Source organism: Myxococcus sp. AB036A, assembly GCF_006547355.1.
Taxonomy (GTDB): domain Bacteria; phylum Myxococcota; class Myxococcia; order Myxococcales; family Myxococcaceae; genus Myxococcus; species Myxococcus virescens.
On sequence record NZ_VHLC01000036.1, the window covers coordinates 1 to 14,730 of the forward strand.

The 14,730-nt window shown below is 68.3% G+C and carries 8 protein-coding genes; 1 reads left to right on the forward strand and 7 read right to left on the reverse strand.

Features of this window, described 5'->3' with window-relative positions; genetic code table 11:
* Positions 1 to 190: 190 nt before the first annotated feature.
* From FL344_RS16805 to FL344_RS16830, 6 genes are all read right to left on the reverse strand, one after another.
* Positions 191 to 1,378 carry a hypothetical protein gene (locus FL344_RS16805; protein WP_141619244.1) on the reverse strand — a complete coding sequence of 396 codons (1,188 nt, stop codon included), beginning with the start codon at positions 1,376 to 1,378 and terminating at the stop codon, positions 191 to 193.
* A 2-nt stretch (positions 1,379 to 1,380) separates the two neighbouring features.
* Positions 1,381 to 2,109: an ImmA/IrrE family metallo-endopeptidase gene (locus tag FL344_RS16810; protein WP_141619245.1), complete on the reverse strand. Its 729-nt coding sequence runs from the start codon at positions 2,107 to 2,109 to the stop codon at positions 1,381 to 1,383.
* Positions 2,106 to 2,426: a hypothetical protein gene (locus FL344_RS16815; RefSeq protein ID WP_141592161.1), complete on the reverse strand. Its 321-nt coding sequence runs from the start codon at positions 2,424 to 2,426 to the stop codon at positions 2,106 to 2,108. The genes FL344_RS16810 and FL344_RS16815 overlap by 4 nt, the downstream gene beginning before the upstream one ends.
* Before the next feature lie 43 nt (positions 2,427 to 2,469).
* The gene (locus FL344_RS16820) at positions 2,470 to 3,006 is read right to left on the reverse strand and encodes an RNA polymerase sigma factor (RefSeq protein WP_228565113.1); all 537 of its coding nucleotides are present in this window, start codon (positions 3,004 to 3,006) and stop codon (positions 2,470 to 2,472) included.
* A 750-nt stretch (positions 3,007 to 3,756) separates the two neighbouring features.
* Positions 3,757 to 4,974, reverse strand: a complete 1,218-nt coding sequence (locus FL344_RS16825; RefSeq protein ID WP_141619247.1) for a glycoside hydrolase family 19 protein — start codon at positions 4,972 to 4,974, stop codon at positions 3,757 to 3,759.
* Between the two features lie 171 nt (positions 4,975 to 5,145).
* Complete coding sequence (locus FL344_RS16830; RefSeq protein ID WP_141592147.1) at positions 5,146 to 6,513, reverse strand: MFS transporter; 1,368 nt, start codon at positions 6,511 to 6,513, stop codon at positions 5,146 to 5,148.
* A 357-nt stretch (positions 6,514 to 6,870) separates the two neighbouring features.
* Between FL344_RS16830 and FL344_RS16835 the strand changes: the two genes are divergently transcribed.
* Complete coding sequence (locus FL344_RS16835) at positions 6,871 to 13,335, forward strand: MupA/Atu3671 family FMN-dependent luciferase-like monooxygenase (RefSeq protein WP_141619248.1); 6,465 nt, start codon at positions 6,871 to 6,873, stop codon at positions 13,333 to 13,335.
* A 20-nt stretch (positions 13,336 to 13,355) separates the two neighbouring features.
* On the opposite strand, the gene FL344_RS16840 is transcribed toward FL344_RS16835, so the two are convergent.
* Positions 13,356 to 14,141, reverse strand: coding sequence for a phytanoyl-CoA dioxygenase family protein (locus FL344_RS16840; protein ID WP_141619249.1), 786 nt, complete (start codon positions 14,139 to 14,141; stop codon positions 13,356 to 13,358).
* Positions 14,142 to 14,730 lie beyond the last annotated feature (589 nt).

Genomic DNA, 14,730 nt, shown 5'->3' on the forward strand with positions numbered 1-14,730 from the left:
GTGGGGGAGGGTTGGTGGGCCTCGCCACGCGGTGACCGGGCGGTGGATCGCCCCAATTGCCTGGATCCTCCGACACGCCACCAGACCGGGTCGCAGCCGGTCCTGCTGCGGTGGGTTGCCCCCGGAAAGTCCCGGCACCCGGCGCGCGTTGCCCCCTGCCGTCGTCAGCCATGTTCATGGTCCCCCTGGCCTATTGGCGCTTGCTGTGCTCGTTGAAGAACTCGAGGTTGGCTCCTGCCTGGGCATAGGCGTCATGCACGAGGCCCATGAACCCATCCTCACCGAAGGCACTCCGGCACGACGCTTCCGCGACATCGAGCAGCATGGGGAATCCCCGCTCGGGTCGGAGGATGCTGTCCGCCATGGCGACTCGCGCCGCGAGGTGGACGTGGTCGCGATGCGCATAGAATGAGCGGGGAGGGGTTCGCTCGGATGCGCGAAACACACCGGAGATGACTTCGGGGCAGCATTCCTGCACGAACCTCGCCGCGAAGTTCTGGCTGCGGTCCCCGTACTTCCATTGCTCGATGACCCGCCTCCCAAAGCGCTCGAGCGTTTCGAAGATGACGTACTCGCCAGCCTGGAGCGCATGACCGATGGTCAGGATGCCCCGCTCCTCGAGGGTGCTCGGAACGAACACGAACTTCTTCTGCTGGAGGATGAGACGCCTGAGCACATTGATGGATTCGCGCAGGAGGCTCATGTAGCCCGAGCCCGTAATCAGTTCGTAAGCGCATGGATTGCCATGCCCGATACGCCACTCCGCTTCGGACTTGTCCACGAGCACGGCCCGTTCGGCGTAGGTCTTGATACCGCGACGCGCCAGTTTGGAAAGCGACCTCTCGTTAGGACTGGCCGACCTGTCCATCCGCTGGTTGATGCACGCGAGTGCCTCTTGAACTGGATTCGAACGCTGGTCCGACATCTCCTTCCGGAACAGCCGCTGAGAAAAGGTTCCGCTCGTCCCTCCGTAACCCACCGCGGCGATTCCAATCTGGGTGATTCCAATTGGAAGGCTCTCGTGGCTCGTCGAGATGCTGTTGACGGCCTCCACCTTCCCGGAGAAGAGCAGGCTCTGATGGACCGTGGCCAATTCTTCGGGCGTGGCCCTGTAGACCCCAGCCTCCTTGGCACCCCCGCGAGAGTTCGCGGAGATTTTCGGAAGGACTTGTTGCCGGATGATCTTCTTCACGACGCCCTCCTTGTCCACGGCACTGGCGATTTCCTTTCGGAACCGCGCCATGACGCTTGCCAGGTCGAGCCCCTGCGACCATGTGTCGAGGTTGAGCGTCGTCAGCAGATCCTCTCCAAACGCGTCGAAGAAGTCGTCGTCACCGACGAGGTCCGCTCCGTCTTCGGCGTGAAAACCACCCGCCATGCCTAGCTCCTGTCTTCGCCAAGAAATTCGATGATGGAGAATCGCTGGGCGCGCTCCTGTCGCATGAGCGCGCGGGCATGGGCCCTGGCCTTGTCTTCAGGGAGACCGAAGCGGCGGGCCACCCGCAGGACGCCGTCTTCTCCCGGGGTGATACGGAGCATCCGCCGCACGAGCTCTGCTGGCGCGAGGAACTCGAGCGCCAGCCGGTCGGCACGCCGTTCGGCTTCCGCAATGGCTCCAGAGGCCAGGTGCCCGGATGGGGTCCTGTCCATGAGCTTGACCTGGACGCCCAGTGGGACCTGCCCGAAAACCGAGGACAGTCTTTCCTCCAGGCTTGGGTTTCGCTTTCCGTCGAGGACGGGGAGGATTCCTTCTCCGAAGTAGCGCAGGGCTCGCTCGCGGGGAATCACGTGGTCGAGCACGAAGTGCGCGACCTCATGTGCCACGGTGAAGCGCTGTTCATCCTCCGAGTCACCCGTGTCGTGGAAGAGCAGGGCGCTCCCTTTCCAGGCGACCATGCATCCGTAGATTTCCCGGTGGGCGTCGGAGATGGGGTGCGGAACCTTCCGCTTCGATGTCCACGCCGCCACGTGCGCTGTCGTGAGCCTGGGGATGGGCACCGTCTCCACGGACAGTTGGTAGGGGGCCTCTACGGCCAGGTCGCGTGGATAGGAGGTGCACTCCTGGAGCCCACTGATGGCCATGGCCTCATCCAGCCAACGACCCATCATGGAGTCTCCTCATCGTCACGAATGCGGTCCCTCGCCGCGATTTGGATGCGACTGGCGCCGGTCACCGCCTCGCCTTCGTTGTCGGAGGTCAGGGCGTCGATGACCTCGACGTGTCGAAGCACTCGGACCAGGACCCGCTCGTTGACCGCGAAGCGCTGAGCGACCGCGATGGTCTGCCTGGCAAAAGAAGCGCCAACGGGACGTCGGCAGAGGGACAGCCAGTGAAGCGCTTCCAGCGAGCAACCCAGTTCGTTCGCGAGGTCCGTGGTGGTGATGCCTTCAATCGCGCGGTAACGCTCGAACGCATGGCCAAGCATCCAGGCTTTCTCTGTGCTCCGCCTGGCCGCAGTCTCAAGCCAATCAGGATTCGTCACCGAAAACCTCCCTTCCAAAGCGCACCAGCCACTTCATGATGCGGTCACGGTTGCGCTTCACTTCGCGCTGGATGTCGACTGCGGGGAGCGCCCCCAGGCCGAGGACCTCGGCGAACCGCTGGGTCGACCGTTCTCCCTGGAGCATGAGTCCGAGGAACGCGCGGTCCACCTGGGACAGGTCGGATTGTTCGATGCGTTCCACGACGCGCTTCACCTCCGCGGATTGCTCCAAACAGTCATTCGGAGACCTCCCCAGAAGTTCGAAAAGGAGGCCGAATTTTTCTTCGCGCGCCTGGCGCCTCGTCGCCGAGCGCTGCCAGTCAGTGACGGTGTTCTTCGCGGATTGCGCCAGGTAGGAGAACAGGCGACCTCGCTGCGGATCAAAGCGCTCGGGGGCCTCGAGGTAGTCGAGCAACACGTCGATGGCGGCGTCCCGGGCCATTTCGTGGGTGCAGCCTCGGGCGTACTTCACGGCCGCGATGATGGGGTCGACGAAGACCGCAAACGCGTCCACGTTCGCCACCGACTCTCGCTGGAGGATGCGCGCATGCAATGCGACGTCCTCGTCTCGTGTTGGAATTCCCATCCTGACTCCTCATCGGAAGTTTCCGTGGACGCGCTCAATACGTGCGCGCATGTGATCCTTCGGAGCCGCACTGGTGAGTTCGACGGAAACATGCATCTGCGCCACCCAAATGGTTCCTGGCAGGCGCGCCGCGTGTCTGTACCTCCCGGGTGGTATGTGCATGGACGGTAATGCAGACAGTGGAGTCAATGCACCTGGGCTCCATTCGTTGGCGTGGACGAGTCAGGTTTGCCAACGGCGCAGGTCGTCGCGGACTCGGCGTCTGCGAAGACACCCTGCTTCAGTGTCTGATGTTGTGATGCACTGCGTGGTCCCCTGCCATGCCAGCCGGAGAGGCGCGGGGGCTTCGCGAGACACGGACTGTTCAGGAGTTCTGGCGCGCGTTGCCCATACCACCCAGGTGGTAAAGACAGACCCATCCCTCAACTGCACACTTCGGGGCGGATGCTGGCGTTGTCCGATGCAACCCAGGGCGGCTCGGGGGGACGTTCCGGGAGCGCGGCCGACGCGGGGAGCGCCGTCAGGCGCGGCAGCGCGTTCCTTCGGGAGACGGGGCAGGGGGCTGCCCGGTTCCGGACGCGGGTGCTGCCGGGGCGAGGTGCTGGAGCCGGGCGGCCTGGAACAGGAGGCCGCCCGGCGTTCGGCGTGAGGTGGAGGTGCGATCCATCCCCACCTTGGTGACGCGGGTCAGCAGCCCAGGTTGCCGCCAGGGCTCACGCCGAGCATGTTGGTGAAGTGCTGATAGTTGTTGATGCGGCTCTGCACCTGGCCCGGGTTGCCACCATTGCACTCCAGCGAGCCATTGATGGTGCGGATGGTCTCACCGAAGCCATAGCCGTCGACCATGGCGCGGTGCGCGGACATGGTTCCGGCGCCGGCCTGCGTGGTCCAGAACCAGAACGCGGAGCGCCACGCGGCGTTGGCGTCCTGGGCCAGCAGGTCCGGGTTGGTGTGAAGCGGCAGCCCCAGCGCGGCGCCGGCGGCGCAGTAGTTGCCATTCCAGGACAACTGGATGGGCCCACGTCCGTAGTACTTCTTGCCCGCGACGCAGTAGCAGCCCGGTGGACCCCATGAGCCGCAGTAGTCACCGCGATTGATTTCCTCCACGTACACGTAGTTGCCCGTCTCATGGGCCGTGTTGGCGAAGAAGGCCGCCACCTCGCGCTTGCGCGTCTCCAGTGAGCCCGTGTTGGCGAAGGCCGGGAAGGTGTTCGCGGCGGCGATGAGGCTGCTGTACGTGTAGAAGGGGTTCCGGTTCGGGAACATGGCGTTGAACGTGGACTCGCTCAGGATGGCGGCCAGCCCCGTGCCGGGGTTGCCACCGCCCCCGTCGATGCGGTCAAGCGTCCAGCGCTGATTCGTGCGCTGCTCGTAGGGGTACTGCACCAGCTCCGTGCCGTTGGCCGTGTTGCCCCAGTACACGTCAATGGCCATGTCCGTGTGACGCGCGCGGATGCTGAACTCGCTGCCCACTTCCTTCACGAAGCGGAACTGCTGGTTCGCTCCGCCCCCGTAACTCCATTGGTGGACCAGCGCGTTCGGCGCGGTGCTCACCTCCTTGATGTCGAGCGCCTTGTTGCTGTTCACGTTGATGATGCTGAAGTAGCCCCCGGACGTGGGCGTGACGCGGAAGCGCTGCGCATTCGTGCCGTTGCAATCCCATTGCTGCACCTTGGCGCCGTCCGCCGTGCTCGACGAGGCGACGTCGATGCACTTGTTCGTCATCACCGAGCGGATGACGTAGGTGCCTTCGGTGATGGTGTCGACAATGGCGGCGCCTTCCACCTGGCCCACCGGTTCGAGGGCGGCGGGCATTGGCTCGGCGTCGCCACAGCCTCCCAGGGCGCTCAGGCCCCCACAGATTCCCAGCAGGGCTAGACTGCGTGACACGAACTTGCCGGACATGCTTGTGCTCCTTGCGGTCGAGGGTTTCTCGGGCGCGCCGCGCCTGGGGCGGGCGGAGGCCTTGGCTCCGGGGGCCGGAGCCGCAAGGACTGTACGGCAGTCAGTAAAACAGGAATAACCTGACGGCACTGCCAGGTGCGAAGCGTTGACCAGCGGACGCGCCGCGGCGGCTCAGGCTTGCTGTTGCGCCGCGGGGATACCCTGGGGCAGCAGCGCGTCTGGGAGCTCGTCTTCCACGCCGCGCACGCGTGGGGAGGACGCGGTCAGCACGACGCAGCCCGCCAGCAGGAGGCCCAGGACGACGTAGAGCAGGGCGATGCCTCGACCCGGGCCGGTGCCCAGCACCTGGCCGAAGGTGTTGGCCAGGGCGCCGTCCGGCGCCATCCAGGGGTCGAAGACCTTGTCCGTCAACGGGCCCGCGAGCAGTGCGGCGATGGGCGGGGCGACCAGCGCGAGCATCCGGCGCGTGGCGAACACCCGTCCCTGGATGGCGGGAGGCACCTTGCTCTGCCAGATGGCCTGCGAGCAGCCCATGGCCACCGGCGCGGTGAACATGAACACGAAGGCGGCGCAGGCGACGACGAACACGCTGGCGGGGAGCGCCGCGGCCAGCAAGGCCACGCCCGCGACGAGCTCCGCGCCCAGCACGCCCCGGATGCGCCGCTTCGGGCCGCCCCAGACGCCCATGGTGATTCCACCCGCCACCATGCCGACGCCGGAGCAGGACACCACCAGGCCCAGCGTCGTCGGGTCCGTGAAGCTCAACACCAGCGGGGTGATGAGCACCGTCACCAGCACGGTGATCAGGTTGACGGCGGAGCTGAAGCCCAGCAGTCCGAGCAGGCCGGTGCGCTCGCGGATGAAGCGCCAGCCCAGCGCGATGTCCGTCCACAGCGACTTCCTGGCCTCGGTCCGCGCGGCGTCTGGTTCGGGCTGGGGGATGCGCACGCTCAGCAGCGTGGCCACGGCGAAGAGGAAGGTCGCCATGTCGATGAGCAGCACGCCTTGCAAGCCGATGCGCACCACCAGCACGCCCGCCAGCGCGGGTCCCAGGAGCTGGCCCGCGCTCATGGCCAGTTCCACCATGCCGTTGGCCCGGCCCAGGTTCTGCTTGGAGACCAGCAGGGGCGTGGTCGTGGAGAAGGCCAGGACGCGGAAGGTGCTGAAGGCGGCGCTCATCGCCAGGGGGGGATAGAAGTGCCAGTTTTGAAGGGGCCACAGCCCGGCGCGGTCCGCCGCGACAAGGCACCACATCAACCCGATGGCTGTCATCGCGCCCAGGTCCGCCAGCAGCATCACCCGCTGACGGTTGCTGCGGTCCACCATGGAGCCCGCGACGGGCGCGAGCAGCACCATCGGGAGGAACCCGAAGAACGACGCCAGCGAGTACTCCGTGACGGAGTCGCTGTTTTGGTAGACGTAGACACCCACCGAGAACTGGGTGAGGCCCGTCCCCAGCGATGAGATGAGCTGACCCAGCCAGATGAGACTGAAGACCCGGGCAGGGTTCGTGACGACGTTCCTGCTTGAGAATGCCATGCCGTCAGCGGGCCTTCCGCGGGCGTGCGCCGCTCGGTGTCAGATGCATGGCTAGAGTCTTCGTGAGCAAGGCCAGGACGTCTACCTGGATACCACGTTCTTTTTATCAGGAACCGCTATCGCTGTAATAATCGTTCTTATCGTTTATATGGACAAGCAGGCAATGTCGGTGGCACAAGCTGCGCTGTATCAAGGGGGCGGGCTCAAGCGAGGTCCGAGCGTGCTTCCTCTTCCGGGTGAAGCGGCATGTTGGCTCGGGGGGCCTTGGCCGGAAGATGTTTGCCGGGGGGTTCTCCGTGCTCAGCCGGATGTCGTGGCCGCGTGTCAACCCGGGCCGTGTCCAGCGCAGGAGAAGACATGACCGAGCACATCGAGCCGCGAGCTCACCGTTTCCCCACCCTGGTGGACGTGTTGTGTCAACGCGCCGAGTCCCAAGGCGACGCGCTGTTGTATCGCTTCCTGGAGACGGGAGACGTGGACGGCCCGGTGGAGGAGTGGACCTACCGGCGGCTGGATTCACGGGCGCGGTCGCTGGGGGCTCGGCTGCGTGCCCTGGGGGCGCAGGGGGAGCGGGCGCTGCTGCTCTACCCGCCCGGCCTGGAGTTCGTCGCGGGCTTCATGGGCTGTCTGTATGGCGGTGTCATCGCCGTGCCGTGTTACCCGCCGGACCCCACGCGGTTGGATCGCACGCTGCCGCGCCTTCGCGCCATCGCCCGGGACTGTGGCGCGCGCTACGTGCTGACGACGAGCACCATCCAGGAGATGGCGGAGTTCCTCACGCCGCAGGCTCCCGAGCTGGCTGAATTGCAGTGGATTGCCAGTGACGCGGTGCCGGAAGCCGAGGCCGCGGACTGGAAGCGCCCGGACCTGACGTCCGAGTCGCTGGCCTTCCTGCAATACACGTCGGGTTCCACGGGCAACCCGAAGGGCGTCAAGGTCAGCCACGCCAACATCCTCCACAACGAGTCGTTGATTACGCGTGACTTCGGGTTGCAGGCGGAGCGCTCGGTGGGCGTGGGCTGGCTGCCCATGTTCCATGACATGGGGCTCATCGGAAAGGTGTTGCAGCCGCTCTACCTGGGCTTCCCGTGCGTGCTGATGTCGCCCATCGCGTTCCTTCAGCGGCCCTTGCGCTGGCTGGAGGCCGTCTCTCATTTCAAGGGGACGTGCAGTGGTGGACCCAACTTCGCGTACGACCTGTGCGCGCGAAAGGCCCGCGCCGAAGACGTGGCCCGTCTGGATTTGAGCCACTGGGACCTGGCCTTCAACGGCGCGGAGCCCGTGCGGCGCGAGACGATGGAACGCTTCGCGGAGACGTTCGCGCCCGCTGGCTTCCGGCGCGAGGCCTTCTATCCCTGCTACGGCCTGGCAGAGGCGACGCTCATCGTCAGCGGCGGCGTGAAGGGAACGCCTTGTGTGCAGGAGCGCTACGACACCGGCTCGCTGGAGCTGGGGCGCGCGAAGCCCGCGTCCGACGCGGCGGAGGGGCCCACGGCGCGTACGCTGGTGTCCTCCGGTCAGGGCGCGCCGGACCAGCGGCTGCTCATCGTGGACCCGGAGACGCGGATTCCTCGGGCCTCGAACGAGGTGGGTGAGGTCTGGGTCGCTGGCCCCAGCGTGGCGGGTGGGTATTGGGATCGTCCGGAGGAGACGGCGCATGCCTTCGGTGCGCGGCTCGCCAACGGAGAGGGGCCCTTCCTCCGCACCGGTGACCTGGCCTTCCTGTCGCCGGAGGGCGAGCTCTTCATCACCGGCCGTCTCAAGGATCTGCTCATCGTCCGGGGCCGGAACCTGTATCCGCAGGACCTGGAGATGACCGCGGAGCGCGCGCACCGCGCGGTGCGTCCCGGCTGCAGCGCCGCCTTCTCCGTGGATGTGGAGGGGGAGGAGCGGCTGGTGGTGGTCTCCGAGGTCGACGTGCGCGAAGGCTTCGACGGCGCGGCGGTGGTGGGCGCGCTGCGCCGCGCGCTCGCCGATGAGCACCAGGTGCATGCGCACACGGTGGTGCTGCTCCAGGCTCGGAGCATTCCGAAGACGTCGAGCGGGAAGATTCAGCGCCGCGCCTGTCGTGATGGCTTCCTGGCGGGCTCGCTGGAGGTGGTGGAGGTGTCGGGCGAGGAGGCCGCTCCGGTGCCGGAGGCCGTGCCTTCCACGCCGTCCGCGCCCCTGCGCGAGCGCCTGGCCCTGGCGTCCGAGGAGGCCCGTCCGGCGCTGCTGGTGGACTTCCTCCGCCTGGAGGCCGCGCGGGTACTGCGCACGGCGCCCGCGTCCCTGGCGCCGGAGACGTCGCTGGCCAGCCTGGGGCTCGATTCGCTGATGGCGCTGGAGCTGCACGGCCGGCTGGAAGAGGAACTCGGTGTGTCGCTGCCCGTGGCCTTCCTCTGGCAGCACCCGACGCTGGGAGCCGCCGCCGCGCATCTGGTGGACGCGTGGAAGGGCTCCGCCGCGCCCGCCGCGCCGCCGCTGAAGGCCGGTGCGCTGGATGGCGAGCTGCCGCTGTCTCCCGGTCAGCAGCGCCTGTGGTTCCTGGACCGGCTGGTGCCGGAGAGCGCGCTGTACAACGTCCACTTCCAGCTCCGGCTCTCCGGGGCGCTGGACGTGCCCGCGCTGGAGCGTGCGCTGCAAGGGCTCCTGTCGCGTCACGTGGTGCTGCGCGCGGCCTTCCCCGAAGTGGAGGGCCAGCCGCGCCAGCTCCTGCCGCCCCTGCGTCCGCTGGATGTGGCCCGCGAGGACCTGCGGGCGCTGTCGCCCGCCGAGCGTGACGCGCGGCTGAATCAGTTGGCCCGGGCCCGGGGCGAGGCCCCCTTCAATCTGTCAGAGGGCCTGCTGGTGCGCGCGGCGCTGGTGGCGCTGGAGGACCAGGAGCACGTGCTTCTGATGACCCAGCACCACATCGTCACCGATGGCTGGTCCATTGGCGTCCTGGCCCGGGAGCTGGCCGCGCTGTACCGCGCGGAGGTGGCTGGCGCCGCCGCGTCGCTGGGCGCGCCCGCCTTGCAGTACGTGGACTACGCGCGTTGGCAGCGCGGGCTGGGCGGCGCGCTGGACGGGCAGCGTGCCTACTGGGCGCGGAAGCTGGAGAACCTGCCGCGCTTGGAGTTGCCCACGGACTTCCCGCGTCCCCGGGAGCCGGGCTTCCGCGGCGCGCTCCACCGTTTCGCGCTGCCGGCCGAGCTGGTGGATTCGCTCAAGGCGGTGGGCCGGAGCGAGGGCTGCACCTTCTTCGTCACGCTGGCGGCGGCCTGGGCGGCGCTGCTGCACCGCTATAGCGGTCAGGACGACTTCGGCCTGGGCACCATCTTCGCGCAGCGGGACCGGGCCGAGCTGCGTGACGTGGTGGGGTTCTTCGCCAGCACGCTGGTGCTCCGCGCGGACGTGTCGGGCGCGCCCCGTTTCCGGGAGCTGCTGGGCCGCATGCGCCACACGTTCCACGAGGCCCTGGCGCACGCGGACCTGCCCTTCGAGGAAGTGGTGGGCGCGTCGCGCGCGGTCCGTGGCGGCGACAACCCGCTGTTCCAGGCGAACCTGGTGTTGGAGAGCCTGCCACCGGTGGACATGGACGTGCCGGGCATGCAGTGGCGCCCGGTGCTGCCCGTGCCGGACGGCGCGGTGGAGGGCACGGCGAAGTTCGACCTGCAGCTCGCCGTCGTGGAGACGCCGCGAGGGCTGGAGGGCGCGCTGGAGTACCGCTCGGACCTCTTCTCGGCGGAGACGATGGCGCGGCTCGCGGGACACCTGGAGGCGTTGCTGAGGGGCATCGTCGCTGCTCCGGACGCGCGCGTGGAGGACCTGCCGCTGCTCGACGAGGCGGAGCGCCGTTCACTGCTGGAGCGCTGGAACGACTTCACGGCGCCGCTCTCCCAGGACGCTTCGCACTGCATCCACGCGCAGTTCCGTGAGCAGGCCGCCCGCACGCCCGACGCTGTGGCGGTGGTCGCCGAGGACGGGACGCTCACCTACGCGGCGCTGGCGCGCCGTGCGTCCGCGCTGGCCTTGCACCTGAGAGGCCTGGGCGTGGGCCCCGAGGTGCGCGTGGGCCTGTGCGCCGAGCGCTCGGTGGAGATGGTGGCGGGGATGCTCGGCATCCTCGAGGCGGGCGGCGCCTACGTGCCCCTGGACCCGGACTATCCCCGCGAGCGGCTCACGTACATGCTGGAGGACTCGGGCGCGCGCGTGCTCGTCACGCAGTCCCATCTGGCGGGGACGCTGCCCGTGGCCGGCCTGCACCCCGTGCTGCTGGATACGGCGGAGCCCTACGCCGCGACGCCAGCGTCACCGCTGGCCCTGAGGACCACGCCCGACAACGCGGCGTATGTCATCTACACGTCGGGCTCCACGGGACGGCCCAAGGGCGTGGTGGTGCCGCACGGGGGCGTGGCCAACTTCTTCGCCGCCATGGACGTGCGCGTGGGCCACTCGCCCACGGGCGCCTGGTTGGCCGTCACCAGCATCTCCTTCGACATCTCCGTCCTGGAGTTGCTGTGGACGCTCACCCGCGGCTTCAAGGTGGTGGTGCAAGGGGAGGGGGCCTCACTCAAGGCGCCCGCTCGCGCCGCGGGGGCCCGGAAGCGCCCCATGGACTTCAGCCTGTTCTACTTCGCGGATGACGCGGAGGTGTCGCGCGGGGAGAGCAGCTACCGGCTGTTGCTGGAGGGCGCGAAGTTCGCGGACACCCACGGCTTCGCGGCGGTGTGGACGCCGGAGCGCCACTTCCACGCCTTCGGCGGCCTGTACCCCAATCCCTCCGTGGTGGGCGCGGCTGTCGCCACGGTGACGAAGCGCGTGGCCATCCGCGCAGGCAGCGTGGTGTTGCCACTCCACCATCCCGTGCGCGTGGCGGAGGAGTGGTCCCTGGTGGACAACCTGTCCGGCGGGCGCGTGGGCATCTCCGTCGCTTCCGGCTGGCACGCCAATGACTTCGTCTTCGCGCCGGAGAAATACGAGAAGCGCCGCGAGCTGATGATGGAAGGCATCGACACCGTGCGCCGGCTGTGGCGCGGGGAGACGGTGCGCTTCCCGGGCGGCGGCGGCGCGCAGGTGGATGTGAAGCTGCGCCCCCGTCCCGTGCAGGCGGAGCTGCCTGTGTGGCTCACCGCCGCGGGCAACCCGGAGACGTTCATCACCGCGGGCCGGCTGGGGTGCAACATCCTCACGCACCTGCTGGGGCAGACGTGGGAGGACCTGGAGAAGAAGCTGTCCCTCTACCGTCAGGCCTGGCGCGACGCGGGCCACGCGGGCGAGGGCCACGTCACCCTCATGCTGCACACCTTCATCGGCGAGGACATGGCGAAGGTGCGCGAGGTGGTGGAGCAGCCCTTCCGCAACTACCTCAAGAGCTCGGCCGACCTGATGCGGGGCCTGGGGAGCACGCTGGGCATCGACATGGATTCGGCCACGGAGGCGGACCTGGACCGGCTCGCCGGCCATGCCTTCGACCGCTACTTCGAGACGAGCGGCCTGTTCGGCACGCCGCGTTCGGTGCGCGAGCGCGTCGGGCAGCTCCAGGCCCTGGGCGTGGACGAGGTGGGCTGCCTCATCGACTTCGGCATTCCCGCCGACACGGTGCTGGCCAGCCTGCCGCTGCTGGACGAGGTGCGGCAGCGCTGCGTGCGGGACAGCCGCCGCGCGGGCACGGCGAAGACGATTCCCGAGCAGCTCCGCGAGCACGGAGTGACGCACCTGCAGTGCACGCCGTCCCTGGCGCGCGCGCTGCTGTCCGAGCCAGAGTCCGTCGAGGCGCTGGGCGGCCTGCAACGGCTGATGGTGGGCGGCGAGGCCCTTCCGGGCGCGTTGGCCGCGTCCCTGCGCAAGGCGCTGCCGGAATCCGCCGAGCTGCTCAACATGTACGGCCCCACGGAGACGACCATCTGGTCCTCCACGGCGCGCGTGGCCCCGGAGGAGACGGCGGCCGTCGTCTCCATCGGCACGCCGCTGCTGCGCACGTGCTTGTACGTCCTCGACGCACGGCTGCAGCCGGCGCCGGTGGGCGTGGCGGGTGAGCTGTACATCGGCGGCGCGGGCGTGGTGCGTGGCTACCTGGGCCGGCCCGAGCTGACGGCGGAGCGCTTCATTCCGGATGCCTGGGCCCGTGAGCCCGGGGCCCGGCTGTACCGCACGGGGGACCGCGCGCGGTGGCGTCCCGACGGCACCATGGAGTTCCTCGGCCGCGTGGACCATCAGCTCAAGGTGCGTGGCTTCCGCATCGAGGCAGGGGAAATCGAGGCGGCGCTCACCGCCCAGCCCTCGGTGCGCGAGGCGGTGGTGGTGGCGCGCGAGGATGTGCCCGGCGACGTGCGGCTCGTGGCCTACGTGGTGCCCGCGCAGGGCGCCACCGTGGAGGTGTCCGCGCTGCGCGACGCCCTGGCTCAGCGGTTGCCGGAGCACATGGTTCCGTCGCTCGTCATGGAGCTGCCGGCGCTCCCGCTGACGCCCAATGGCAAGGTGGACCGCAAGGCCCTGCCCGCGCCGAACGTGGTGCGCTCCGCGAAAGCGGCCTTCGTGGCGCCGCAGGGGCAGCTGGAGGAGCAGATTGCCCAGGTGTGGCGCAGCGTCCTCCGTGTGGAGGAGGTGGGCGTGCACGACAACTTCTTCGACCTGGGCGGCCACTCGCTCCTGATGGTGCAGGTGCACACCCAGCTCAAGTCGGTGCTGGGACAGGACCTGCCCCTGCTGAAGCTGCTGGAGCACCCCACCATCAGCACCCTGGCGCGGTTCGCGCGGCAGGGGCCCGCGGCGGCGCAGTCCCAGGTGGAAGCCGCGCAGGACCGGGCCAAGCGACAGCTGGAGAGCCTCAAGCGTCAGCGTCAGCGCGCCAGGAAGTAGCGCCGCGGGGCGCGCGCGGGCTACGCGCGCGTTTCCTCCAGCGCCTGCCGGATGGCGCGCGCTACCGGCGAGGCGTCGTCCTCCGGGCCCTGCACCGCGAAGGGCGCGCGGGACAGGAGCGGCGGCTGGGCCATGAAGCGCGGCCGGGTTCCCTGGTGCGGCTGGGCGGCATGGACCAGGAAGGGGTGGCACAGGTACACGGTGCCGGCCTCTCCCGTGGCGAGCGCGAGCGGCCGGTGGGCCGACACGTCCAACTTCCCGGCCAGCTCCATGAACGTCAACCCCGCGTCTCCCGCAGGGGCCAACACGCGGGCGACGTCCCGGTGGGAGCCCACGCGGATGCGGGTGGGGGCGTCGTCCTCGCCCACGTCGGAGCAGAGGAAGAGCATCAGCAGGGCGCGGCCTTTCGACGCCACATTCACCCGCCAGGAGAAAAATGAACTCGGGTCGTCACCTGGGAAGCTGGCATCGACATGCCAGCCGTCGTCTCCAGGTGCGTCCGGGCTGGGAAAGCGCACGGGGAAGGTGCCCAGGCTGCCGCGAGGGAGCCAGCGTCCGGGGCCCACCAACTGGTCGAACGCGCCTCGCAGCCGGGGCGTGTTCGCCGCCAGCCGGAAGGGCTCCTGCGCATAGTCCCCGAGCCGGATGACTGGCTGCTTCCAGGTGGCCGGATTGTCCGGGGCACAGCCCGTGTCGCGCCAGAGCAGCTCGCGGCACGCGTCCGCCAGCTCGCGGGGAAACGCCTGGTCCAGCCGGACGAATCCACGCTCGATGAACTGCTCCACATCGCTTGGGGAAAGTTCCATTCGGTTTGCCTCCTCGTGGTCCGGGGCCCGTCGCCCGCAGCGCGGCACTGTATTGATTTATCATAAGAATTCATACGCCCGATGATTGCTTCGCGGCGCGGAGCTCGGGCTGCCCGTCAGGTGGAGCCGGCTGGCGTGTGCAGGACACATCCAGGCCATTGCGTTTGCTGGTGGAATCCCGTGGGCATCGGCCCTGGGGGACGCTGTGCGACTGATAGGCTTTATGTATATGGGTTCTGCGATTTCCCCGAAATGGAGGCGGCGCGCGCTCTGAGGGGCGGGTGTGTCACGTCTGGGGGAGTGTTTTGTTCGCAATTAGTTCTACTGGGGTCACCCATGTGTTTGCTTCGGGGTTTGTTGATTCTCAAGTCAGGCATGCTTCATTCGAAGTCTTGGTGAACGAGAGACATGGGTTGCTCCGTTTGGAGTGTCCGGTTCTCGTGAAAGTGCACGAAATGGCTTCGTGCTGACGGGCTTGCGCCGTCGTTATGGATTTGGCATTGATCCGTTCTTCCTTTTATCGGGTCTTTCGAGGGGGGAGGCGGACTGCGTCCGTCGTCATCTCGTTTGCTGCGTAAAAGCCCGGCTT

Bases quoted from the DNA above. Each gene is read 5' to 3' on its own strand.
- FL344_RS16805 (WP_141619244.1), bottom strand. From the start codon at position 1,378: ATGGCGGGTGGTTTTCACGCCGAAGACGGAGCGGACCTCGTCGGTGAC.
- FL344_RS16810 (WP_141619245.1), bottom strand. From the start codon at position 2,109: ATGATGGGTCGTTGGCTGGATGAGGCCATGGCCATCAGTGGGCTCCAG.
- FL344_RS16815 (WP_141592161.1), bottom strand. From the start codon at position 2,426: ATGCTTGGCCATGCGTTCGAGCGTTACCGCGCGATTGAAGGCATCACC.
- FL344_RS16825 (WP_141619247.1), bottom strand. From the start codon at position 4,974: ATGTCCGGCAAGTTCGTGTCACGCAGTCTAGCCCTGCTGGGAATCTGT.
- FL344_RS16830 (WP_141592147.1), bottom strand. From the start codon at position 6,513: ATGGCATTCTCAAGCAGGAACGTCGTCACGAACCCTGCCCGGGTCTTC.
- FL344_RS16835 (WP_141619248.1), top strand. From the start codon at position 6,871: ATGACCGAGCACATCGAGCCGCGAGCTCACCGTTTCCCCACCCTGGTG.
- FL344_RS16840 (WP_141619249.1), bottom strand. From the start codon at position 14,141: ATGGAACTTTCCCCAAGCGATGTGGAGCAGTTCATCGAGCGTGGATTC.